We start from the raw sequence: 23,082 nt of genomic DNA on the forward strand, positions 1-23,082 counted from the left end.
AATGCGAATATTTGTCTATGGCAGTTTACGACAGAAACAAGGCAACAGTCACTGGATGACCAATGCCCAATTGCTTGGCGATTACCGTATCGATAACTACCAGTTGTATAGTCTGGGCCACTATCCAGGCGCAGTTCCGGGAAACGGAGCGGTATACGGTGAAGTTTATCGAATTGATAACGCCACGCTGGCCGAACTTGATGCTTTGCGCACCAGGGGCGGTGAATACGCACGCCAGTTAATCCAGACGCCTTACGGCAGCGCATGGATGTATGTATATCAACGTCCTGTTGATGGGTTAACTCTGATTGAAAGCGGTGACTGGTTAGACAGAAACCAGCCCTGAACTGAACACGCCACCTTCGGGTGGCGTTGTTTTTTACATTCTGGCTGATGGCGCTAGCGCCGGGCACGATGAGCTCTTATTCTGCCGTAGATCAATAATGACGCGCCGCCCAGGATAACAATGCATCCGAGAACCATAAATCCCTGCATATAGCTGCCGGTTGTCCGGTAAAAATAGCCGACCATTAGGCCTGCCAACGTACCGCCGCCGCCGGCGCCGATGCCATTAATAATACCGGAGGCTGGGCCAATCGCATGGGGTTTAACGTTCGACTGGATAATCGACCAGATATTGGGGGTAAAGCTGGCGGCATAATAACCCATCGCCAGGGTAATGAGCGTGATTTTAAAGCCCGGCGCATCGACAAATGGCAGGAGAAATAACATCACGCCGGGGATTAGTAGGCCCAGTGAAGCAATAAGTACACGCTTTTGTGTCTTATCACTGATCCATGAGATAGGGATTGCCAGTATAACCGCAGTCAGATAAGGCAGAGAACTGACCAATGCTTTACTGAATCCGGTATAGCCGAGAGAATTGACAACCATGGGTATCCATAACGTAATTCCCCAGAACAACATCCCTTGAGTGATGTAGGTAAAAATAAGGAGTAGGAAGGGGGGGCCGCCCAGCGATTCCAGGGTAAGTTTAGTTTTCTCTGTTGGCGCCGGCGCACGATAATAAGGCGCTTCTTCCTGTTTTTTCAGCATTGTTATATAAAGTGGAACCACAACAACAATGCCGATCACACCAGTGATAATAAAAACATTTCGCCAACCGAAGGCAGCATCCAGCGGGGACAAAATCATAAACCCCAGGCCTAATGCCAGGAACTGTCCATAATACTGGATAATGCTGTTCGCCTGCGTCCGTTCTTTGTCTGAAAACCAGTCGCTGGCGAAGCGGGACTGCTGCGGCCAATAAATGCCTTCGGTAATGCCAAGCACTAGCCGACAAATCAAAATAACATACACTGACGAGGTAAATCCGACAAAAACGGTCGCAATCGACCAGATTAGCACCATCAGAATGACTATTTTTTTCGGATCGTATCGCTGGGTAAATACGCCGCCAAAAATATTTGAAAAGGCATAGCCAATAAGAAATATGGTTAATACAATGCTGGCCGTTGCGCCATCAATATTCAGGTCGTGTGTAATCGTAGGTAACGTAACGGAAAGATTAGAACGGTCAAGATAAGCAACAAAAAGGCCGAACATTAATGTCGCGCCGATCCGTAGCCATTTTTGCATTGAGGTCATTTTTCAACTCCGTTTGGCCGCGCGCCAAAATCAATTTGACGAAATAATATCTCACCGGATTTTATGGTCATTTGTGGTACCAGCACATGCGTCCCCGTGAGCGTTTCACCATGAATATCGGCAAATTCAACATGCCTGTTTTTTAATTTAAAGATGGCGATATCGGCAAATGCCCCAGGGGCCAGCGTACCAATTTCTGCTGCCATGCCCAATAAAACTGCTGGGGTATGGGTACAGGCGTTAATGACATCGGTAAGCGCGACGCCGAGTGCTAAATATTTCGATAAAATCCATGGTAAGGCATAAACAGGCCAGGCGAGTTTAGTGATGGTTGAGAGATCGCTACTGATGATATCCGGAAGAAAGCCATTGGCGATGGCCCGGCGTGCCGTGTTCATTGAAAAATGGCTGCGACCATTGGCGGCATCAAATATAACGCCTCTTTCCCTTGCCTGACGGACTTCGGCTAAGACAGCGCCTTCATCAGTAAGAATGGTGCTACCTTTGCCGTGAAACGCATGAGCGATAATATCGCCGCGGCGTAGCAAGGAGACAAGTTCTTTCATGGGAACGATGGGATGAGTCGAGTGTATTGCCACGGGACACTTTAAATCGTTGGCAATACGAAGGGATTCAGTCAGCGGTTTTAAGCCATATTCAGCAATGTCCTCAGTCTGAACCTTGAGTTTTAATCCCTGAAGAACGTTGCGATACTGGCGAAACAGCGCGTGGATCTTATTTTCATCAATATTGTCAGGATCATAATTTTCTTGTGACCAGGTTTGGCCCGGCGGCGACACGGTCAGAAACGCTTTGATTCGAACTTTGCTGGCGCAAATCACCGTTCGGTAGAAGGCATCAAAGTTTGCCGTACCGGCAGAACCTGCATCCACGACGGTGGTGACGCCATTCGGCGGCATGTACATATCAGGCCTGACGCCGCCTTCCGTCGCGTCATAAAAAACATGCGCGTGATAATCGATAAGACCGGGAGTGACGATCATGCCGTCGGCATGGATAATTCGGGTCTCCGAAGTTACAGGATATTTATCGGCATCAACGATAATATCGTTAATGATGCGTAACTTGTTAATCTCATTAATATTACGAGCGGGATCGATGATATGTCCACCGGTAATTAATATATCATTTTTCATCATAATCTCTTAAAGTAGTAAATAATTATGGCAGCCCTTAAAAATATATTAAAAAGTGTGTTTTGAGCGGATGTTATGTTGGATTAAAAATACGGTTATTGGTAGGGAGAGCTTAGGATACCTTATTAAAAAGGTAATCGGGCTTATGCACTAAATAAGAATTTAGCGCTTGCTAATATTTAGGGCGTAAGTCCATGGGAGTCTGGGGGCATTCACAAAACAATTATTATCTTAAGCTTTTTAGAGAAACCGTGAGCGTATTCAACCCTTTTTAATAAAAAATCAGGTAAAGTATTATTCATTCCGTGAATGTTAAATTAATAATGATAAAAACTGTGTTCTATTCATTAGCCAATAAAAAGGCCCTCATTACTATGAGAGCCTTTATCTTGACGCTTATGTAAAAGCGAACTTATTTCTTCGCTGCGCGCTCGAAGGAGGCAACGATTTCCGCTTTAGCCGCTTCGGCGTTGTCCCAACCGTCAACTTTCACCCATTTGCCTTTTTCGAGATCTTTATAATGCTCGAAGAAATGAGTGATCTGCGCTTTCAGCAGTTCCGGCAGATCGTTCACATCTTTAATGTGATCGTACTCTTTGCTCAGTTTGGTGTGCGGTACGGCAACCAGTTTCGCATCTTCACCGGATTCGTCGGTCATTTTCAGTACGCCAACCGGACGGCAACGGATGACGGCGCCTGGCTGCAGCGGGTACGGCGTCGGGACCAGAACGTCTACCGGGTCGCCGTCCAGAGACAGGGTATGGTTGATGTAACCGTAGTTGCACGGATAGAACATCGCGGTGGACATGAAGCGGTCAACGAACAGCGCGCCGCTCTCTTTGTCAACTTCGTATTTGATCGGATCTGCGTTAGCCGGGATCTCGATAACGACGTAGATATCTTCCGGCAGTTCTTTACCCGCCGGGACGTTGAGTAAGCTCATGTCTGTTTCCTTTGAATTTATGACAAACAAGTGGCGAGTATTATAGCCAACTCACGCCGAAAGTCTTCGCTTGTTTTCGTTTCCGCCTCATCTGGCGCGTCGTTGCGGAGCATGAACGCCAAAGGTTAAGAACCGAAAAAATCACGGGCCTGATAAGGCAACGCCGCCATCGGACATGTTATTGCCCAATGGCGGCTTCATGCGTTATTCCGCATGGTGGTAAAGATTACGCGTCCGGGTATTCGCGGATAAAGCGTTCCACATCGTCAACCATATGGCGGTTGCCGACGAAGAACGAGCGGCGCTGGTGCAGGCTTTCCGGAATGATATCCAGAATACGTTCTTTACCATCGCTTGCTTTGCCGCCGGCCTGTTCCGCGAGAAACGCCATCGGGTTGCATTCATACAGCAGACGCAGTTTCCCCTGCGGATGGCTGGCGGTGCTGGGGTAGAGATAGATGCCGCCTTTCAGCAGGTTGCGGTGGAAATCGGCCACCAGAGAGCCAATGTAACGTGAGGTATAAGGGCGACTTGTTGAACTATCCTCTTCCTGGCAGAATTTGATGTACTTCTTCACGCCATTCGGGAATTTAATGTAGTTGCCTTCGTTAATGGAGTAGGTTTTACCCTTTTCCGGGAAACGCATACGTTCCTGGCACAGACAGAACACACCTAACGACGGATCGTAGGTGAAAGCGTGTACGCCGCAGCCGGTGGTGTAAACCAGCATGGTGGACGAGCCATACACGACATATCCCGCAGCGACCTGTTTGTTGCCGGGTTGCAGGAAATCTTCTTCGGTGACCGGCGTGCCGACGGGCGTCACACGGCGATAAATCGAGAAAATCGTACCGACAGAGACGTTAACGTCGATGTTAGAAGAGCCATCCAGAGGGTCCATCAGCACCACATATTTCGCGTGTTCGCAGCCTTCAAAGACGACAATTTCGTCCTCTTCTTCCGATGCGATGCCCGCTACAATATCGCGCGCTTTTAGTGCAGCTTTCAGTTTCTCGTTCGCGAACAGATCGAGTTTCTGCTGAACCTCGCCCTGTACGTTCTCAGCACCGCTGGCACCCAGGATATCGACCAGACCGGCCTTGTTGATATCGCGGTGGATGATCTTGGCGCCCAATTTTATTGCCGACAGCAAAGCAGTGAGCTCACCGGTAGCCTGAGAGAACTCGTGCTGCTTTTCGACAATAAATTCACCTAACGTTTTCATAACACTTTCCCTGCAATTGATTGGAGTAAAGCGACCGTAACAATCTTAACAAACATTTCAGATGATGCGCTCAGGTGAATCGCGCCAGCAAAGTACAGATTTACCTGAAATGCGTTTCTCACTTGCCAGACATGTGCGTAAAATGGCTCGCAGATAAAAAAAGGATAGTGACGTATGCGCATTCATATTTTGGGAATTTGTGGCACTTTCATGGGGGGGCTGGCGATGCTGGCTCGCTCGCTTGGTCATGAAGTAACGGGTTCGGACGCCAATGTGTATCCGCCGATGAGTACCTTACTTGAGAAGCAAGGCATTGATCTGATCCAGGGTTATGACGCCAGCCAGCTCGATCCGCAGCCGGATCTGGTGATTATCGGCAATGCGATGACGCGCGGGAATCCGTGCGTGGAAGCGGTGCTGGAAAAAAACATTCCCTTTATGTCTGGTCCACAGTGGCTGCACGACTTTGTGTTGCGCGACCGCTGGGTACTGGCGGTCGCCGGTACCCACGGCAAAACCACGACCGCAGGCATGGCGACCTGGATACTGGAAGCGTGCGGGTACAAACCGGGCTTCGTGATCGGCGGCGTACCGGGCAACTTTGAGGTTTCCGCGCGCCTGGGCGAGAGCCCGTTCTTTGTTATCGAAGCGGATGAGTACGACTGCGCGTTCTTTGATAAACGTTCTAAATTTGTGCATTACTGCCCGCGGACGCTGATCCTCAACAACCTTGAGTTTGATCATGCCGACATCTTCGACGATCTGAAAGCGATCCAGAAGCAGTTCCACCATCTGGTGCGCATCGTGCCGGGGCAGGGGCGCATCATCTGGCCGGAAAACGACATCAACCTGAAACAGACCATGGCGCTGGGCTGCTGGAGCGAGCAGGAGCTGGTGGGCGAGCAGGGACACTGGCAGGCGAAGAAGCTGACTACGGATGCTTCCGAGTGGGAAGTGTGGCTGGACGGCGAAAAAGTCGGCGATGTGAAATGGGGCCTGGTCGGCGAACATAACATGCACAACGGTCTGATGGCGATTGCCGCCGCGCGCCACGTGGGCGTCGCGCCCGCAGAAGCGGCCAGCGCGCTGGGGTCATTTATTAACGCCCGCCGCCGTCTGGAGCTACGTGGTGAAGCGAACGGCGTGACGGTGTATGACGATTTCGCCCATCATCCGACGGCGATTCTGGCGACGCTTGCCGCGCTACGCGGGAAAGTGGGCGGCACCGCGCGCATTATCGCGGTACTGGAGCCGCGTTCTAACACGATGAAGATGGGGTTATGCAAGGATGACCTGGCGCCGTCGTTAGGGCGTGCGGATGAAGTGTTCCTGCTGCAGCCGCCGCATATTCCGTGGCAGGTTTCAGAAGTGGCGGACGCCTGCGTACAGCCTGCTCACTGGAGTGGAGATGTCGATACGCTGGCGGAAATGGTGGTGAAAACCGCACAGCCTGGCGATCACATCCTGGTGATGAGCAACGGCGGTTTCGGCGGCATCCATCAGAAATTGCTGGATGGGCTGGCGAAAAAAGCTCAGAACGTAACAGCGTATTAAATGACTATGCGGTCAGCCAGCTTTGTGGCTGGCTGTTTTATATGGGGCATCTTGCCATCGAAAGCGCATTCCGCTCGCCGGGAGACGTTAAAGCAATACTGAAAAAATCATTTGCCGCTCAGTATTGAAAAAGAGTAGACGCATATCCTTAAAGTAATCAGTGTAATACACTAAGAGTGTTCCGCCGGTTGCCGTATGCGGGACGAAAAGAGCCAGTTCGCAATAACAGATGAAGGTTTCGTGATTTATAAACGTCATCTTCTGCCTTTCAACGTTTGCGATGCCGCCTGGCTGCGGGCATCGTCCAGTCATAACAATGCTGATCCTGTCGCATTTATGCGGTCAGATTCAGATTGCTCAGAACCCAGCCCGCCAGCAAATTCTGTACTGAAGGTAACCACAGCGCAATTTGAATGTTGTTAACTGTATGTTCAGTTCATTTGTGCTAATATGGTTATTTACGAAATTTTCGTTCTATTAGAGTATCATGCATGTCTAAACATCAAACTCAACTTTCCTTACTGCAGGATGATATCCGCAGTCGCTATGACAGCCTTAGCAAACGTCTTAAACAAGTTGCTCAGTATATTCTGGATAACAGTAATAGCGTTGCTTTTGACACGGTAGCTTCCATCGCGCAACATGCCGATGTTCCCCCTTCGACACTGATTCGTTTTGCTAATGCGTTTGGTTTTAGCGGATTTAATGAAATGAAACAGGTATTTCGCCAGCACCTGATGGAGGAAACAGTAAGCTATACCGAGCGGGCGCGTCTGTTCAGACAGAAAAATGCGGATGAAGGGGAACCTACCCCGGAAAAGCCGGGTGAAATTCTGAAGCTATTTTCAATGGTGAATGCACAGGTATTACAACAATTACCGGTGCAGATTAAAAATGAGCAGTTGGATGCTGCGGTAAATCTGTTAGCGAAAGCCGACAATATTTATGTGATTGGATTACGTCGTTCGTTTAGCGTGGCCAGTTATTTAACCTACGCATTGCGTCATCTGGAGAGACGGGCATTTTTAATTGACGGTATTGGCGGAATGTTCTCTGAACAGCTAAGTATGGTCAGCCCCGACGATGTTGTTATTGCCATCAGCTATTCGCCTTACGCGCAGGAAGTGGTGGAATTAGTCGAGCTTGGCGCGAAACGCGGTGCGCACCATATTGCGATAACCGATAGCCAGGTCAGCCCGCTGGCAGCGTTCAGTGAAGTCTGTTTTGTGGTACGTGAAGCGCAGGTCGATGGTTTCCGTTCTCAGGTCGCGTCCATGTGTCTGGCGCAAACGTTAGCGGTTTCACTGGCGCTGGCGACGGAGTAAAAAAACAAGCCGATGATCGTATTTAGCGATCATCGGCATTGTGGTGAAACTTAATCAGAATAACGTTCGGTTTGAATTGGCTGCGGTTTTTTTCTGCGTTTTGCTAACACTACGCTCTCCATTTTCTCCAGCGAAATGCCTTTTGTTTCCGGCAGGTAACGGCAGATAAAGAAGTAACTGAAGATGCAGCAGATGGCGAATATCCACATTGGAAATGCGCCGTGGAAATGCGAAAGTAAATACGGGTTTTCATTAATCATCGGGAAGAATTGCGAAACTAAAAAGTTTGCCATCCACATAAATCCGACCGAAATACTCATTCCCTGCGACCTCATCCGGTTAGGGAATATTTCAGAAATAAGCACCCATGCGCCCACGCCCCAGGAAAGCGCGTAGAAAATCATAAAGAACAGCATACCGAATAGCGCGAAATAACCGGTTGCCTGGCTGTACAGCGCCCATGAGGTGAGCAACAAGCCGATGATGCTGCCAATAGTGCCTTTACGCATCAGCGACAAACGCCCCATCTTATCCATAATCATTGCGCCAATAATGGAACCGATAAGCTGAATCACGCCGATCCAGATTGTCTGGAACAGAGCCTCCTGGGCGCTACCGGTCACATCCTTCAGGACGATTGGCGCGTAATACATCATGACGTTAACCCCTGTTACTTGTTGCAGCATAGCGATCATGCAGCCCAGAATCAGGATGAAACGCACGTTCCCGTCGCGGTAATTGAGTTTTTGATGGGCGTTTAGTTGGTCGTTTTGCAGTGAGGTTTTTATATCGGCAAGAAGATGTCTGGCATGTTCTTCGTTGGATATTTTGGTCAGTATTTTTAGCGTCTCCTCCTCGCGACCAATCATCATCATCCAGCGGGGAGATTCCGGGATTAAAAAGACTAAAATACAGAACAAAATGCAGGGAATAATACCCGCAGCAAACATATAGCGCCAGCCAAGTTCAATGAGCCAGGTATCCGCTGCAATCGATGCTATTTTGTAGTTAACGTAGAAGATCAGAATCTGACCGAAAACGATAGCGAACTGCTGCATACTTAATGCTCTGCCGCGCATGTTTTTCGGTGAGACTTCAGACATATACATCGGTGATACTGTTGCCGCCAGGCCGACTGCCAGTCCACCGATAATGCGATAAATCACAAAATGGGTGAACGTGTAGGAGAGGGAGGTGCCCACTGCGGAAATAGTGAATAACAGCGCTGAAACCATCAATGATTTCTTGCGTCCAAAACGTTTGGATAAATATCCGGCGCTAAACGAACCAATAACGCACCCCACCACAACGCAGGAAACCGCCCAGCCGGTCTCAGCAGGAGATAGATGAAAGTAGCTGGTCAGTGAACCAATCGCACCTGAAATAACAGCAGTATCGTAGCCAAATAATATTCCGCCCAGTGCGGCAATCGCGCAGATGCGTAATATGTAACCCGTATTATAACAACTATCTGATGTGGACATAGGTAGATTATCTCCAGAATAAACTTCATCTATCTGTTTGAATTTAGTGAACAAATAGACAAATTCATCTTATGTCGGTCATTGCCGTAGCGCTGCCGACGATCTTATAGCTATTGAGAACTCTCGTTTCACAACCTATGTTTTAATTTCAAAACGATCAATAATGAAATTTATGTTTTGTTATGGGTATCACATTTCGAATTTCATAATCCTGGCGTTTTTTATCGTTAAGATGCTGCATTTTGCGCAGTGCTCTCCTGTATCTTGATGAATTTGCTTTATTTTATTGCTTCCGTGACAGTGCCTGAACTCAATTTGTCAGGGGCCGTACTTTTTGTTCTTTCCTGGAACATCTCCATTTCGTGATCTTTTGCATGGAATTTTTCTTCTAATGAATGCAAAAATAAAATGAAAAATTTCATTGGTGTGTTGTTTCCTCAACAGGCAAGGGAGGGATTATGTCTCAGAGAAGTAAGTACAATTCGGCCTATGTGTACGTCCTGTGTTGTATTGCGGCGCTGGCTGGATTGATGTTTGGTTATTCAACGGCGGTGATTACCGGAGTGGTATTGCCTTTACAGCAGTATTACCAACTGACGCCAACCGAGACCGGATGGGCCGTTTCCAGTATCGTGATTGGTTGTATCATCGGCGCGCTGGTCGGTGGAAAAATTGCCGATAAACTGGGGCGTAAACCTGCGCTTCTGATCATTGCGATCATTTTTATCGCTTCTTCCTTAGGGGCGGCGATGAGTGAATCGTTCATGATCTTCTCCCTTTCCCGCATTGTGTGTGGTTTTGCGGTTGGGATGGCCGGAACGGCATCCACCATGTATATGTCTGAACTGGCGCCTGCTGAAATTCGCGGCAAAGCGCTGGGCATTTACAATATCTCCGTGGTATCTGGCCAGGTTATCGTGTTTATAGTCAACTATCTGATAGCAAAAGGAATGCCTGCTGATGTGCTGGTTTCCCAGGGCTGGAAGACTATGCTTTTTGCCCAAGTGGTACCCTCCATTGCGATGTTAGCGATTACGCTTTTCCTACCCGAATCACCGGCATGGTGCGCCCGTAACAACCGCAGCGAAGCTCGTTCGATAAAGGTGCTTACCCGGATCTACAGTGGATTAACGGCCACAGATGTGGCCGCTATTTTTGACAGCATGAAAGAAACCGTACGTCCACAGGACAACGTCGCCGGGGGAGAACGCACCAACCTGAAAAGCTCGCCGGTGCTCCGCTATATTCTGTTGGTTGGATGCTGTATCGCCGTTTTGCAACAGTTCACAGGCGTTAACGTAATGAACTATTATGCGCCGCTGGTGTTGCAGAACAGCAGTACCGAAGTGGTTATGTTCCAGACCATTTTTATCGCGGTATGTAATGTGGTGGGCAGTTTTATCGGCATGATCCTGTTCGACCGCTATGGCCGTATACCGATTATGAAAATTGGTACCATCGGCTCAATTGTCGGCCTGTTGATCGCGTCATACGGTTTGTACACCCACGATACAGGCTACATTACCATCTTTGGCATCCTGTTTTTTATGCTGCTGTTTGCCGTCAGCTGGAGCGTTGGCGCATGGGTACTGATTTCTGAGGTTTTCCCTGAAAAGATAAAAGGTTTTGGGATGGGGCTGGCGGTGAGCCTGATGTGGATAGCCAACTTCCTCATCTCACTGTTGTTCCCGGTCATAAATGATAACGCCTGGCTGCAGGAGACCTTCGGCGGCGCTTTTTCGATGTGGATTTTTGTCGTTTTTAATTTGGTCTGCTATGTCTTTATTTCTCGTTATGTGCCGGAAACAAAAGGGGTGCCGCTAACAGAAATTGAACGGCTGGCCGAGAACAAGCTGCGTGAAATTCAGGGGAAACGTCGCGATGTAATAGCCTGATACCTCTCCAATATTAGCGGAGAATATCCAGAGATATTCTCCGCTGGTTACACAACCTTTACTCCCTCCAGCGAGTGCGCACAGGATATACCCTGTTGAAACCTCCCCAGTGTTTACCACCTCTACGTAACTAATTGATCCATAATAATATCGGCAAATAGGGTAAGTCTTCTTCTGCATCATTATTTTATTGCGTATTCCTGGTGGGGGCCGTGCCGTAAATACGCTATATACAAAACAGGGAAATAATTTAAGAGAAGGTGGATAGCGATCTTATGAGCGTGTGTGGCGCAGAGTTGAATAAAAAAGCCAGCCGCAGAGGACGGCTGGCAAAGTACCACTCAACGAAGTGTTATCGCGGGTAGTCTGGTGAGTTAATCCACGCGTGGTTCTCTTCCCAGGTGAAACGCCATTTTCGTAGCGGGCCGGCCATCACGTTCAGATAGTAGTTATCGTAACCCGCGATGGTGGCAACCGGGTGGTAGCCTTTAGGTACTTTCACTACATCCCGGTTATAGACCGCCATACATTCATCCAGGCTGCGATCGTCGGTGTAGACGCGCTGTAAGCAGAATCCCTGAGGTGGATTGAAACGGTGATAGTACGTCTCTTCCAGATAGGTCTCCTGACCTTCAACTGCCGTATCGTGCTTGTGCGCGGGCCAGGAGCTGGTATCGCCTTCATTAGTGTACACTTCAACGACTAGCAGGCTGTCGGCGAGCTGGCTATCAGGAAGGATGTTATGCACCAGGCGCTGATTGCGCCCTTTTCCCCGATGCTCTACCCCGACCTCTTGTGGCGAGATCAGACGTACCGGAAGCTCTCCGAATCCCGGCGCGCTGCATACGGCCAGCTCAAGGTCGGTTTCGGCTGTCACTTTCGCCTCCGTATGATGGGGGAGGTAAACCGAATAAGCCGGAATGCGTTCAAACGGACTCATGCGCTGACCAATCCGATAGAAAAAACTGTCGGCGGCCTTAACGCTGGCCAGCCCGGCAACCAGCACCAGACAGCGTTCACGCTCATCGGACGGCAGGGTTATCGACTCTCCAGCCTTCAACTGCCAGACATCAAAACCGACATACTCCCAGCCTGCATTTTGAGGGGAAATGTGTTGGATATTTCCCGACTCAGAGGTACAGGTACTCAGCAAGTTGGCCATAATCTTCTCCTTCCTGAAAGCGTATTAACCGAGAGTCGGCATACTGAACTCCGATACGATCTGCTGTCCGTTCGGCCAACGCGAGGTAACGGTTTTCATCCGGGTATAGAAGCGCACGCCATCCGGCCCATGGACGTTCAGGGCGCCAAACACCGAGCGCTTCCAGCCGCCAAAAGAGTGAAATGCCATCGGAACCGGAACTGGAATATTAATACCGACCATCCCGGCTTCAACCGACTGGGCGAATTCGCGCGCATAGTGACCGTTGGTGGTGAAAATCACGCTGCCGTTGCCGAATTCATGGGAGTTTACCGTGCTAATGGCGGTGGCATAATCCGGGACGCGCACAATTCCGAGAACCGGGCCAAAAATTTCTTCACGCCAGATGGTCATCTCAGGCGTGACGTTATCAAACAGAGTGCCGCCGACATAAAAGCCTTCAGGATATCCCGCCACGCTATAGTTGCGGCCATCCATGACCAGAGTTGCTCCCTCGCTCACCCCTTTGTCGATGTAACCCAACACTTTCTGTTGATGAGCACGTGAAACAACCGGGCCCATTTCATTTTCATCTTTGCCGCGCAGCTCTCCCGGGCCGATACGTAGCGCCGCAATCAGCGGTTTCAGGCGTTCGATCAGACGGTCCGCCGTTTCATCGCCCACCGCGACCACTACCGGCAGCGCCATACAGCGTTCGCCCGCGGAACCAAATGCTCCGCCCATAATGGCGTTGACGGTGGCGTCCAGATCTGCATCCGGCATGACGATTGCGTGATTTTTGGCGGCCCCGAAGGCCTGTACGCGTTTGCCATGGGCGCTGGCGGTGGTATAGATATGTTCCGCGACGGCGGAGGAACCGACAAAGCTGACGGCCTGTACGCGAGGGTCGCTGGTCAACAGGCTAGCCGCCTCATTGCCACAGTGAACAACGTTAAACACGCCGTCCGGCAGGCCAGCCTCCTGCAGAAGCTGCGCCATACGTAACGATGCGGACGGCACCAGTGCGGGCGGTTTCAGGACGAAGGTATTGCCGCAAGCCAGAGCAACCGGGAACATCCACATAGGCACCATTGCCGGGAAGTTAAACGGTGTGATGCCTGCCACAACCCCAAGCGGCTGCATTAATGAAAAGCTGTCAACGCCTGAGCCGACGTTAAAGGAGTACTCTCCTTTGCTGAGGTGCGGGATCCCGCAGGCAAATTCGACAACCTCTATGCCGCGCGTCAGCTCGCCAAGCGCATCTGACCAGACCTTGCCATGCTCGCTGACGATCAGCGCCGCCAGTTCGTCCCGATGCTTTTCCAGTAATACTTTGAATTCAAAAAGGATACGTGCCCGGCGTAGCGGAGTCATTTTACTCCATGCCGGAAAAGCCTCATGTGCGCTTTGAATTGCCGCCAGCATCTCCTCTCGGGTGCTCTGGGTGACCTGACGAATTACTTTACCGGTGGCCGGATTAGTCACCGGTAGCGCCTCGCCGCTGCTGCTCAGTGTCGTTTTACCATGAATAAAATTGCCGACTGTTTCCATCTCTTTTTTATCCTCTTAAACCGATGTTGACGACGTTCTGACTGAGCGGTCACAGGAAAGCCTGGTTATCTTCAGCCTAAAACGCATACCGTATTCAATGTAAATTTTAGGATTAAAAATTTCAAATTTATTTTTATGAAATTTTATTTTGAAAATTTGACGACTGGTTTTTATACGAGGTTATGTGCAGTAAGAAATCAAAAATCTAATTAACTTATTGATTTTTATTGTTTTTATTTGTTGTGGTATCAATGGTTGTCTGTTGTGACGAGGAAAGATTTGGAAAAAATTATGATCTATATAGCATTTTTGTTTCATTTGGTGTGGTATAAAAATTCAAATTTCAGGGGTGTTTCGGCACCACAGTTTCGGATATTGGAGGGTAAATCATGCGCTTGTGCTTCTGTCCTTCAGAACGAGAGAATAAGGCTCAGCCCCAGTTGGCGTATGTGAGTCAGGTCAGTGAGAGCAATGGTCCGTTTGTCCGGTTCATGCATATGCACCCACAGACCGTTGAACTGATTCTTATCACCGAAGGAGACGGAGAGTATTTCATTGGCGATCGCATCTACCCGGTTCGTAAAGGCGACCTGGTCATTTATAACAGCCAGGTGGTGCATGATGAGTATCTGGAAAGCGGGCGGCCAATTGGCACTATTTGTTGTGGGATTAACAATATTTCGTGTCCGGGTCTACGTGAGAATGCGCTAATACCGGATGATATTGTGCCGGTTATTCCACTGTATCACCATTATGCGACGGTGGAAAAACTGATGAGTTCCGTGTTTACCGTTATTAATCAGCATGCGGTAGAAGGGCCAGCAATGGCGCAGCTATTGACCCAGGTAGTACTCAAATACATTGAGGGAAATGTCTTATTGCGCACAGGTAACGATGCCATACAGCGCCATGAAAATTTACTCGATTCAATAAAATCCTATATTGATCGCAATTTCTATGAGCCAATTCGGCTGGATACGCTGGCGACGAAATTTAATGTCAGTCCTTATTATGTTTCCCATGAATTTAAACGCCGCTATGGTTATTCACCGATGGATTACCTGATAAAACGTAGGCTGGGGGAGGCGCAATCGTTACTAACCACGGATGAAGGCGGGCGCGAAAAGATCACCTCTATTGCCTATCGTGTTGGCTTTAGCAACCTTAGTCATTTTCAGAATTACTTCAAAAATAAAGTAGGGAAAACGCCCGGTCAATATCGCAAGGACTATCGTAAAGCTAATTATTTATTATTTGAATATTAATTCTTGCTAAAATTTAATCGTCATGAGAATGGTCGCAATACTGCGGCCATTTTTTATTTGTCAGTATATTTTATTCGTTTATCTATAGCGCGAAAAGTCTGGCAATATCATTAAAGAGTGATGATTTTTTTGTGATACCTGACGCATTTATCCCACATCTTCAACCAGGATAGATAAAGTTTTTCAGGCTACAAAAAGTAATATGTTGTCCATCAAAGGTTAATTTGCATCGCGGTATGCAGTAAAAGCGTTTCATTAAGTGGGAGCCAGCAACATGTACAATGTAAAAAAGAGCATTAAGTTGGGGATTGCGCCTATCGGTTGGCGCAATGATGATATTCCTGAGATTGGTAAAGAAAATACATATAAACAAATACTTAGTGATGCCGCGCTTACCGGTTTTTCCGGTACGGAAGTTGGCGGTTGTTATCCGCAGGATCCTGCTGAGTTAAATAAAGAGTTAATGCTTCGCGGACTGGAAATACCAGGCCAGTGGTTTTCTTCCTTTATTATTCGCGATGGTATTGCATCTGCGATGAATGCTTTTGAACAGCATTGTGCTTATTTGCAGGCAATACATGCATATGTCGCCGTTGTTTCTGAACAAACTTATAGTATTCAAGGTATTATCGATAAGTGCGTTTATACAGAGAAGCCTAACTTCAGCGACAGCGAATGGCAGCTTTTATGCGAAGGACTTAATGCGCTTGGGAAAATTGCCAATGCGCACGGGCTGAAGCTCGCTTTCCATCATCATATGGGTACCGGTGTGCAGACTCTGCCGGAAGTGGATCGACTCATGGAGAATACCGATCCGCAATTTGTACATCTGCTGTTTGATACCGGGCATATATATGTTTCTGACGGCGATGTCATGCCGCTACTGAGTAAACATTTTGATCGTATTAAACACGTTCATTTTAAAGATGTGCGTAATGAAAAACTCAAAGCATGTCGCCTCGCGAAGAAATCATTCCTCAATTCTTTCCTTGATGGTGTGTTTACCGTCCCCGGCGATGGAAATATTGATTTTAAATCCGTATTAGCTTATCTGGTCGGGCATCAATATTCTGGCTGGATTGTTGTTGAGGCCGAGCAGGATCCTAAGAAATATAACCCATTGGAATATGCGCAAAAAGGTAAAAAGCATATTGATGAGTTACTGAAAAATTATCTTTAATTGAAAAGGAAACAGAAAATGACTTTAAAAGCAGGTATTGTAGGTATCGGCATGATCGGCTCCGATCACTTAAGACGTCTGGCCAACACCGTGTCGGGTGTAGAGGTTGTTGCCGTATGTGATATCGTCGCGGGTAGGGCGCAGGCGGCGCTGGATAAGTATGCGATCGAAGCCAAAGATTATAATGACTATCACGATCTGATTAATGATAAAGACGTTGAAGTGGTCATCATTACCGCATCAAATGAGGCGCACGCCGATGTAGCCGTTGCCGCGCTAAATGCTAACAAATATGTTTTCTGTGAAAAACCGCTAGCGGTGACGGCTGCGGATTGTCAGCGTGTGATTGAAGCAGAGCAGAAAAATGGTAAGCGCATGGTGCAGATTGGTTTTATGCGCCGCTACGACAAAGGTTACGTTCAGCTGAAAAATATTATCGACAGCGGCGAAATCGGTCAGCCATTAATGGTTCATGGACGTCATTACAATGCCAGCACGGTGCCAGAATACAAAACGCCACAGGCTATTTATGAAACATTGATTCATGAAATTGACGTTATGCACTGGCTGCTTAACGAAGATTATAAAACCGTTAAGGTTTACTTCCCGCGTCAGTCCAGCCTGGTGACCACTCTGCGTGATCCGCAGCTGGTTGTAATGGAAACCACCTCCGGCATCAATATTGTGGTTGAAGTGTTTGTGAACTGCCAGTATGGCTATGACATTCACTGCGATGTTACCGGCGAGAAAGGAATGGCGGAGCTGCCAACCGTCGCCAGCGCCGCGGTACGGAAAGCGGCGAAGTATAGCACCGACATCCTGGTTGACTGGAAACAGCGCTTTATTGATGCCTACGACATTGAGTTCCAGGATTTCTTCGATCGTCTGAACGCAGGATTGCCGCCGGCAGGCCCAACGTCATGGGATGGTTATCTGGCTGCGGTTACCGCTGATGCCTGCGTGAAGTCTCAGGAAACAGGGAATACCGAGATTGTTGAATTACCCTCAAAACCTGATTTCTACAAATAAACCTTCCGCGTATTAAAACTCCTGCCGGATAGCGATGCTTAAGCGTCCTATCCGGCATATCACAATTTATTATCTTCTTTTATCCGGAACTTCCCTATGAAAGGCAGACTCATCTCTTCCGATCCGTATCGTCAGCAATTCCTTGTTGAGCGTGCGGTCTCTTTTTCGCATCGTCAGCGTGATTGCAGTGAATTAATCAGCGTCTTACCGCGCCACACGTTACAGCAGATTGACGGATTCGGCGGCAGCTTTACCGAAGGTGCGGGCGTGGTATTCAACAGCATGAGCGAAAAGACGAAGGCGCAATTTCTTTCCCTTTATTTTTCTGCTCAGGAACATAATTACACTCTGGCGCGGATGCCAATTCAGAGCTGTGATTTTTCCCTGGGCAATTACGCGTATGTCGATTCCAGCGCTGACCTGCAGCAGGGACGGCTCTCCTTTTCCCGCGATGAAGCGCATTTAATACCGCTGATTTCCGGGGCGTTGCGGTTAAATCCACACATGAAGCTGATGGCTTCGCCGTGGAGTCCGCCGGCGTTTATGAAAACTAATAACGATATGAACGGTGGCGGCAAGCTGCGGCGCGAATGCTACGCCGACTGGGCCGATATCATTATCAACTACCTGCTGGAATACCGCCGCCACGGCATTAATGTGCAGGCGCTCTCCGTGCAGAATGAGCCGGTGGCGGTAAAAACCTGGGACTCCTGTCTGTATAGTGTGGAAGAGGAGACAGCCTTTGCCGTGCAGTATCTGCGTCCGCGCCTCGCCCGGCAGGGTATGGATGAGATGGAGATCTATATCTGGGATCACGATAAAGATGGCCTGGTAGACTGGGCTGAACTCGCCTTTGCTGACGAAGCTAATTATAAGGGAATTAACGGGCTGGCATTCCACTGGTATACCGGCGATCATTTTTCGCAAATACAGTATCTGGCCCAGTGCCTGCCGGATAAAAAACTCCTGTTTTCCGAAGGCTGTGTGCCAATGGAGAGCGATGCCGGTAGCCAGATTCGCCACTGGCATACCTATCTCCATGACATGATTGGTAATTTCAAATCGGGTTGTAGCGGGTTTATCGACTGGAATCTGCTGTTGAACAGTGAGGGTGGGCCGAATCATCAGGGTAATCTGTGTGAAGCGCCCATTCAATACGATGCGCAAAACGACGTGCTGCGGCGTAACCACTCCTGGTATGGTATTGGCCACTTCTGCCGCTATGTGCGTCCGGGGGCGAGGGTCATGCTTTCTTCAAGTTACGATAATCTTCTGGAAGAGGTGGGATTTGTGAATCCTGACGGCGAGCGTGTGCTGGTGGTGTATAACCGCGATGTCCAGGAAAGGCGTTGCCGGGTGCTGGATGGCGATAAAGAGATCGCGTTAACGCTGCCGCCGTCAGGCGCCAGTACGTTGCTATGGCGGCAGGAGTCGATCTGAATGATGAAGTTGGGATTTAATGAAGCGACCTGTATGCGAAACTCCACGCTGGCACAGGATGTTGTGTTGGCGGAACGTTTTGGCTATGACTACATCGAAATCCGTCTGGATATGTTGCAGGAGTGGTTACAGAAACATACGTTAAGCGAGCTGGCAGACATTTTCGCCGTCGGCCACCTTAAGCCCTGGGGCTACAATTCGCTGGAAGACATTACGTTTTGTGATAGCGAAAGCTGGGCGGAGAAACGGCGGCAGTTGGCTTTCGCCTGCCATGCTGGCTCAGTGGTGGGGGGTGATTGTCTGGTCGTGGTGCCCACCATTCGTCAGGGGGGAAATTTTCCGCCAGGGGAAACGGTGAAAGATTCAGTGAAGCGTCTGCGCGAGATGGCGGCAGTGGCGGAAGAAAGCCAGATGCGGCTGGCCTTTGAGCCGATCGGTTCCGCAGGATGCTGTGTGCGCAGTCTTGCCATGGCGATGGAGATCGTAGATGCGGTCGATCGCAGTAACGTCGGGCTGGTCGTCGATGCCTTTAATCTTTACCTGCACGATCAATGGCGGGATCTGACCACGCTTCGCCAGATCCCTGTGGAAAAGATCTTCGTTTACCATATTGATGACGCCGATAATTTGCCGCTGGCAACGCTGGAGCATTGCCATCGTCTGTTTCCTGGCAACGGCGTGATCCCACTGCATGAGATCACGCATGAGCTAGTGCAGAAGGGCTATGAGGGGATCTGTTCGCTGGAACTGTTTAACCCTGGCTACTGGCAGATGGCGGCCAGCGAAGTCTTTGCGATAGGGGCGGAAAAGACTCGCCCCTTCTTAACAGCTTAATGTTGCCGCAGCAAGAGATGGACAACCGCCGCGCCCAGCAGCGCGCAGGCCGCGGCCAGAAGAAAGACCTGCTGATAGCCGATAAACGGCGTCAGCAGGCCCGCTATTGGTCCGGTAAATCCGTAGGCCAGATCCTGAAACGCTGACCAGACGCCGAGGGCCGTACCACGAATCTCCGGTGGCACTCTGCGCACAACCTCTACGCCCAGCGATGGGAACATCAGCGAACAGCCGCAGCCGGTAATCGCCGCGCCAATCAGCGCAGCGCCTGCTGACGGAGCGGCCCACATTACCGCCAGTCCGGTCCCCTCTACCAGTAGTGAAAAGGTTGCGACCGTGGCGCCGCCGTAACGGTCGGGAAATTTGGCGCAGAAAAAGCGGACAGCGATAAACGCAATGCCAAACAGCGTCATCGCAAAACCGGTGTTATCCCAGTGACGCTCGTTGAACCAGAGGGCGGTAAACGCGCTTAGGGTGGCAAAACCAATGCCCTGGAGCACAAGCCCTGTTCCGGGCCGCCACACCAGGCCGACTACCCGTAGCACTGGCACGCGGGGACGGGCTGTTGGGATATTCCCCGGAATGCCATAGATGACTCCGCTGGCGATGATCGGCAACAGCACGACGAGGAGCGCCGGAAGCGCCAGGCCGGCCCTGGCGTAAAGCGACAGCCCCAGCGGCGCGCCGATAGCCAGCGCACCGTAGGTCGCCATGCCGTTCCAGGAAATAACCTGACCCGCGTGGGTCGAGCCCGCCAGCCACATCCCCCAGGTTAAATTACCGGTCAAAATGAAACTTTCACCGATGCCCAGCAGCACACGACCAACAATCAGTATGGCCCATGCGAGCAGCGGAACCGGGTGAGCGATTAGACTGACCAGCATCAGCAGACCTGATGCGGCGCAGTAGAACTGACCGGTGATAACCGTCCGACGTCCGCCTGACGTGTCGGCTTTTCGACCCGCGGCGCCCCGGGTAAGCAAGGTGGCGATAAACTGGCTGCCTACCGCGATACCGATCAACAGATCGCTCAGATGCAACTGCTGCTGAACGTACAGCGGCAGCATGACTAACGGGATGCCAATAGTCAGATAGTTGAGAAACATCGCGGCGCTGATGCGAAACAGCGTGATCGATGTGGAATGTTGTGTGAGAGCTGGCATGGAATCGTCCTTGAACACGCCCCTTGTCCGATGCAGACACGGGGCGTGATGAGGCAGGCATTAACGTGCCGGGCGGTATTCGCGCCAGTAGTCGATAAGCATGCGGTATTTTTGTTTCACCGTTGCGATGAGCTGTTCATCGTTAAGCTGGCCGCCTAACCACTGGCGTGACGGTTCGCCAAAGATGGTCCGGCCGACGGCGAAACCTTTCACCCAGGGCATATCCGCTGCTGCGGCGAATCCTGACTTCAACTCGCTTTCCGGTGCGTCCAGGCCAAGTATCAATATACCGCGACATTCAGGGTCATAATGCTCAATATGCTGGCTGATTTCTCGCCAACGATCTGGGCTTAACGGCGGCAGTTTCCACCAGTCCGGCAGGATCCCCAGTTGATAAAAACGTTCCACAATCTGAGGATAGTATTGCTCATTTTGGTCTGCCGCATCGCGCGGCAAGATGACTTCCAGCAGCAGATCGTGACCAGACTGGCAGCAGGCGCGGTAAACTTCGTCAATGAGCGCCTCTTGTTCAAGACGTACCGACTCTGCATCGAGTGGATGATAGAAGACCAGACATTTCACGACGTGCTCTTGCGGCCAGCTGACAAGCTGAGAGCCAATATCGCCATGTTCCAGCTTCAGCGGATACGAACCGGGCATCTCAACCGGTCGGCCAATCCACCATCCCTGGCCGGTCACGTCGTTAAGCGCCTGCTGACCAAAGGTGGTATCGGCAAGGATGCCGCTATTATTCTGTAAACCGGCCTCAAGCGCCGCCTGACGCGCCCCTTCCAGCAGTAGCATCTTCAGGGGAGGGATCGCGGATTCACTGGCGCCGACTTCATTTGCGATATCCACCAGTTGCTTGCGATGGTCAAAGGCGAATACGCACAGCTCCGGCCAGTGCTGTTTACGGGTTGTGACCCGATGAAGGTGATTCAGCCGCGGGTCTTTGTCTGGCCGGGTGATGGATTGTTCACGCGCGAGGTAGTCGTCCAGCTCTTTTTTGGTTGGCATGGCGGGGGCACAACCGTGGCGCGATACCACTAACGCGCCGCAGGCGTTTGCATAACGGCAGGCTTGCTCCCAGCTTTCATCGTTCAGGTATCCCCGCAGCAGTCCTGACATAAAGGCATCGCCCGCGCCCAGAACGTTCAGAACGTCTACGCGAACGCCGCTATGTATCTTCACCTGCGACCAGTCATCGGCGATGTTGCCTTCAAAGACTGAGCAGCCCAGCGCGCCGCGTTTGCACACCAGTACGGCCTGGGTCAACTGACGGACGCGCCGCAGGGCGGTCAGCGTGTCGGTACTGCCGCCGGCGATATGGAATTCTTCTTCGGTCCCAACGATCAGATCGAAATGGCGCAATACCTGCTGGAGCTGTTCGGTAACCTGTGATGAGGCGATGAAACGTGTTTCACCGTCTCCTAGCGACGTCAGACCCCACAGTACGGGGCGGTAGTCGATATCCAGCGCCCGCCGCAGCCCGTGTTTTTGCGCATACTCCAGCGCTTTAAGAACGGCGGCGCGCGTATTGGGGTGAGAAAGATGAGTGCCGGTGACGGCTAATGCGCGTGAAGAAGCGATGTAATCTTCGCGGATATCCTCAGGTGTTAGCGCCATGTCCGCGCAGTTATCGCGGTAGAAGATCAGAGGAAAGGTGTCCTGATCTTTAATGCCGAGGATCACCAGCGCGGTCAGACGATCGCGATCCGACAGCAGGCACTGCGTATCCACACCAACGCGGTTTAATTCTTCACGAACGAAACGTCCCATATGCTCATCGCCGACGCGGGCCAGCATAGCGGAACGTAATCCCTGAATGGCCGTGCCGTAGGCAACATTGCCTGACGATCCCCCTAAATATTTAGCGAAAGTCGTCATATCCTCCAGCCGTGACCCGATTTGTTGACCATACAAATCAACGGCGACTCGTCCCAGACAGATAACGTCCAGCGGCTTTTGCTCACTACTGACTGCTTTATTCATTGACATATCCCCTAACAGAAGACGGTGTTATTTTTGCTCATACTAAGGTTTGGTGATTTCATTTTCAATAAAAATGGAAATAATGTTTTCATTTATTGTTTGAACAAGATCACAGAAATGGCATTTCCGGGCAACGGGCATGATCGTTTTTTGTTGTGTTTTTTGTTTTAATTGATTGATTATAAATGTGTTGTTTATTTTAAAATCGCATGGAAGATAAATTTCATTTTCATGAAAAACACGCCTGAATGTCGAAATTTTTTAACCGTTTTTTGATCTCCTTCCCATAAATGAAA

General features: G+C 50.0%; 18 protein-coding genes and 1 pseudogene. 9 read left to right on the top strand and 10 right to left on the bottom strand.

Translation table 11 applies throughout. The annotated features are described in order from the left end of the window. The first annotated feature begins 1 nt into the window (after position 1). On the top strand, positions 2–346 hold the full coding sequence (locus ACLJTG_RS15235; protein ID WP_001219167.1) for a gamma-glutamylcyclotransferase: 345 nt from the start codon (positions 2–4) through the stop codon (positions 344–346). Between the two features lie 53 nt (positions 347–399). Here ACLJTG_RS15235 and ACLJTG_RS15240 read toward each other — a convergent pair whose 3' ends face one another. The 4 genes from ACLJTG_RS15240 to fbp all read right to left on the bottom strand — a co-directional run bounded on the left by ACLJTG_RS15240 (position 400) and on the right by fbp (position 4,933). Then, complete coding sequence (locus tag ACLJTG_RS15240; RefSeq protein ID WP_039584679.1) at positions 400–1,608, bottom strand: MFS transporter; 1,209 nt, start codon at positions 1,606–1,608, stop codon at positions 400–402. Further along, positions 1,605–2,768, bottom strand: a complete 1,164-nt coding sequence (locus ACLJTG_RS15245) for a metallo-dependent hydrolase (RefSeq protein ID WP_172496559.1) — start codon at positions 2,766–2,768, stop codon at positions 1,605–1,607. The genes ACLJTG_RS15240 and ACLJTG_RS15245 overlap by 4 nt, the downstream gene beginning before the upstream one ends. A 409-nt stretch (positions 2,769–3,177) precedes the next feature. Beyond that, positions 3,178–3,708 carry an inorganic diphosphatase gene (ppa, locus tag ACLJTG_RS15250; protein WP_000055079.1) on the bottom strand — a complete coding sequence of 177 codons (531 nt, stop codon included), beginning with the start codon at positions 3,706–3,708 and terminating at the stop codon, positions 3,178–3,180. Positions 3,709–3,934: 226 nt separating this feature from the next. Then, positions 3,935–4,933, bottom strand: coding sequence for a class 1 fructose-bisphosphatase (fbp, locus tag ACLJTG_RS15255; protein WP_000853764.1), 999 nt, complete (start codon positions 4,931–4,933; stop codon positions 3,935–3,937). Between the two features lie 174 nt (positions 4,934–5,107). Here fbp and mpl point away from each other — a divergent pair, with 174 nt between their 5' ends. Beyond that, positions 5,108–6,487 carry a UDP-N-acetylmuramate:L-alanyl-gamma-D-glutamyl-meso-diaminopimelate ligase gene (gene mpl, locus ACLJTG_RS15260; protein WP_001219837.1) on the top strand — a complete coding sequence of 460 codons (1,380 nt, stop codon included), beginning with the start codon at positions 5,108–5,110 and terminating at the stop codon, positions 6,485–6,487. A gap of 491 nt (positions 6,488–6,978) precedes the next feature. Continuing rightward, entirely contained in the window at positions 6,979–7,812 is an 834-nt protein-coding gene (iolR, locus tag ACLJTG_RS15265) for a myo-inositol utilization transcriptional regulator IolR (RefSeq protein WP_000033840.1), read from the top strand. A gap of 50 nt (positions 7,813–7,862) precedes the next feature. Here iolR and iolT1 read toward each other — a convergent pair whose 3' ends face one another. Continuing rightward, complete coding sequence (gene iolT1 / locus ACLJTG_RS15270; RefSeq protein WP_000107710.1) at positions 7,863–9,296, bottom strand: myo-inositol import MFS transporter IolT1; 1,434 nt, start codon at positions 9,294–9,296, stop codon at positions 7,863–7,865. Between the two features lie 458 nt (positions 9,297–9,754). Here iolT1 and iolT2 point away from each other — a divergent pair, with 458 nt between their 5' ends. Then, positions 9,755–11,191, top strand: a complete 1,437-nt coding sequence (gene iolT2, locus ACLJTG_RS15275; RefSeq protein ID WP_000083108.1) for a myo-inositol import MFS transporter IolT2 — start codon at positions 9,755–9,757, stop codon at positions 11,189–11,191. A 352-nt stretch (positions 11,192–11,543) separates the two neighbouring features. Here iolT2 and iolB read toward each other — a convergent pair whose 3' ends face one another. From iolB to ACLJTG_RS15290, 3 genes and pseudogenes are all read right to left on the bottom strand, one after another. Then, entirely contained in the window at positions 11,544–12,353 is an 810-nt protein-coding gene (gene iolB, locus ACLJTG_RS15280) for a 5-deoxy-glucuronate isomerase (RefSeq protein ID WP_000002010.1), read from the bottom strand. A 24-nt stretch (positions 12,354–12,377) separates the two neighbouring features. Beyond that, positions 12,378–13,883, bottom strand: coding sequence for a malonate-semialdehyde dehydrogenase IolA (gene iolA, locus ACLJTG_RS15285; RefSeq protein ID WP_023194695.1), 1,506 nt, complete (start codon positions 13,881–13,883; stop codon positions 12,378–12,380). A gap of 15 nt (positions 13,884–13,898) precedes the next feature. After that, a pseudogene (locus tag ACLJTG_RS15290) lies at positions 13,899–14,201 on the bottom strand (hypothetical protein). Between the two features lie 122 nt (positions 14,202–14,323). Between ACLJTG_RS15290 and reiD the strand changes: the two are divergent. The 5 genes from reiD (at position 14,324) to iolI1 (ending at position 19,631) form a co-directional block, all read left to right on the top strand. Beyond that, positions 14,324–15,148: a myo-inositol utilization transcriptional regulator ReiD gene (gene reiD, locus ACLJTG_RS15295; protein WP_000332219.1), complete on the top strand. Its 825-nt coding sequence runs from the start codon at positions 14,324–14,326 to the stop codon at positions 15,146–15,148. Between the two features lie 259 nt (positions 15,149–15,407). Continuing rightward, positions 15,408–16,328 (top strand): myo-inosose-2 dehydratase, encoded by a 921-nt coding sequence (gene iolE, locus ACLJTG_RS15300; RefSeq protein ID WP_012601329.1) that lies wholly within the window; start codon positions 15,408–15,410, stop codon positions 16,326–16,328. An 18-nt stretch (positions 16,329–16,346) separates the two neighbouring features. Next, entirely contained in the window at positions 16,347–17,357 is a 1,011-nt protein-coding gene (gene iolG1 / locus ACLJTG_RS15305) for an inositol 2-dehydrogenase IolG1 (RefSeq protein ID WP_000172704.1), read from the top strand. 96 nt (positions 17,358–17,453) lie between these two features. Beyond that, a complete protein-coding gene (srfJ, locus tag ACLJTG_RS15310) occupies positions 17,454–18,797 on the top strand; it encodes a lysosomal glucosyl ceramidase-like type III secretion effector SrfJ (RefSeq protein WP_000678388.1) in 1,344 nt (447 codons plus the stop codon). Continuing rightward, positions 18,798–19,631: a 2-keto-myo-inositol isomerase IolI1 gene (gene iolI1, locus ACLJTG_RS15315; RefSeq protein WP_000976927.1), complete on the top strand. Its 834-nt coding sequence runs from the start codon at positions 18,798–18,800 to the stop codon at positions 19,629–19,631. On the opposite strand, the gene ACLJTG_RS15320 is transcribed toward iolI1, so the two are convergent. Together ACLJTG_RS15320 and ACLJTG_RS15325 are read right to left on the bottom strand one after the other, a co-directional pair. Continuing rightward, positions 19,628–20,794 carry an MFS transporter gene (locus ACLJTG_RS15320; protein WP_001111174.1) on the bottom strand — a complete coding sequence of 389 codons (1,167 nt, stop codon included), beginning with the start codon at positions 20,792–20,794 and terminating at the stop codon, positions 19,628–19,630. The genes iolI1 and ACLJTG_RS15320 overlap by 4 nt on opposite strands. Before the next feature lie 60 nt (positions 20,795–20,854). Then, positions 20,855–22,792, bottom strand: a complete 1,938-nt coding sequence (locus tag ACLJTG_RS15325; protein ID WP_014343940.1) for a bifunctional 5-dehydro-2-deoxygluconokinase/5-dehydro-2-deoxyphosphogluconate aldolase — start codon at positions 22,790–22,792, stop codon at positions 20,855–20,857. Between the last annotated feature and the right edge of the window lie 290 nt (positions 22,793–23,082).

The sequence above is a fragment of the Salmonella sp. SAL00672 genome, from assembly GCF_046552175.1.
GTDB classification, from domain to species: domain Bacteria; phylum Pseudomonadota; class Gammaproteobacteria; order Enterobacterales; family Enterobacteriaceae; genus Salmonella; species Salmonella enterica.

Coding starts and splice junctions, on each gene's coding strand:
- ACLJTG_RS15240 (WP_039584679.1), bottom strand. CDS start 1,608: ATGACCTCAATGCAAAAATGGCTACGGATCGGCGCGACATTAATGTTC.
- ACLJTG_RS15235 (WP_001219167.1), top strand. CDS start 2: ATGCGAATATTTGTCTATGGCAGTTTACGACAGAAACAAGGCAACAGT.
- iolI1 (WP_000976927.1), top strand. CDS start 18,798: ATGATGAAGTTGGGATTTAATGAAGCGACCTGTATGCGAAACTCCACG.
- ACLJTG_RS15245 (WP_172496559.1), bottom strand. CDS start 2,768: ATGATGAAAAATGATATATTAATTACCGGTGGACATATCATCGATCCC.
- mpl (WP_001219837.1), top strand. CDS start 5,108: ATGCGCATTCATATTTTGGGAATTTGTGGCACTTTCATGGGGGGGCTG.
- fbp (WP_000853764.1), bottom strand. CDS start 4,933: ATGAAAACGTTAGGTGAATTTATTGTCGAAAAGCAGCACGAGTTCTCT.
- iolR (WP_000033840.1), top strand. CDS start 6,979: ATGTCTAAACATCAAACTCAACTTTCCTTACTGCAGGATGATATCCGC.
- ACLJTG_RS15325 (WP_014343940.1), bottom strand. CDS start 22,792: ATGTCAATGAATAAAGCAGTCAGTAGTGAGCAAAAGCCGCTGGACGTT.
- ACLJTG_RS15320 (WP_001111174.1), bottom strand. CDS start 20,794: ATGCCAGCTCTCACACAACATTCCACATCGATCACGCTGTTTCGCATC.
- iolT2 (WP_000083108.1), top strand. CDS start 9,755: ATGTCTCAGAGAAGTAAGTACAATTCGGCCTATGTGTACGTCCTGTGT.
- srfJ (WP_000678388.1), top strand. CDS start 17,454: ATGAAAGGCAGACTCATCTCTTCCGATCCGTATCGTCAGCAATTCCTT.
- iolB (WP_000002010.1), bottom strand. CDS start 12,353: ATGGCCAACTTGCTGAGTACCTGTACCTCTGAGTCGGGAAATATCCAA.
- ppa (WP_000055079.1), bottom strand. CDS start 3,708: ATGAGCTTACTCAACGTCCCGGCGGGTAAAGAACTGCCGGAAGATATC.
- iolT1 (WP_000107710.1), bottom strand. CDS start 9,296: ATGTCCACATCAGATAGTTGTTATAATACGGGTTACATATTACGCATC.
- iolG1 (WP_000172704.1), top strand. CDS start 16,347: ATGACTTTAAAAGCAGGTATTGTAGGTATCGGCATGATCGGCTCCGAT.
- iolA (WP_023194695.1), bottom strand. CDS start 13,883: ATGGAAACAGTCGGCAATTTTATTCATGGTAAAACGACACTGAGCAGC.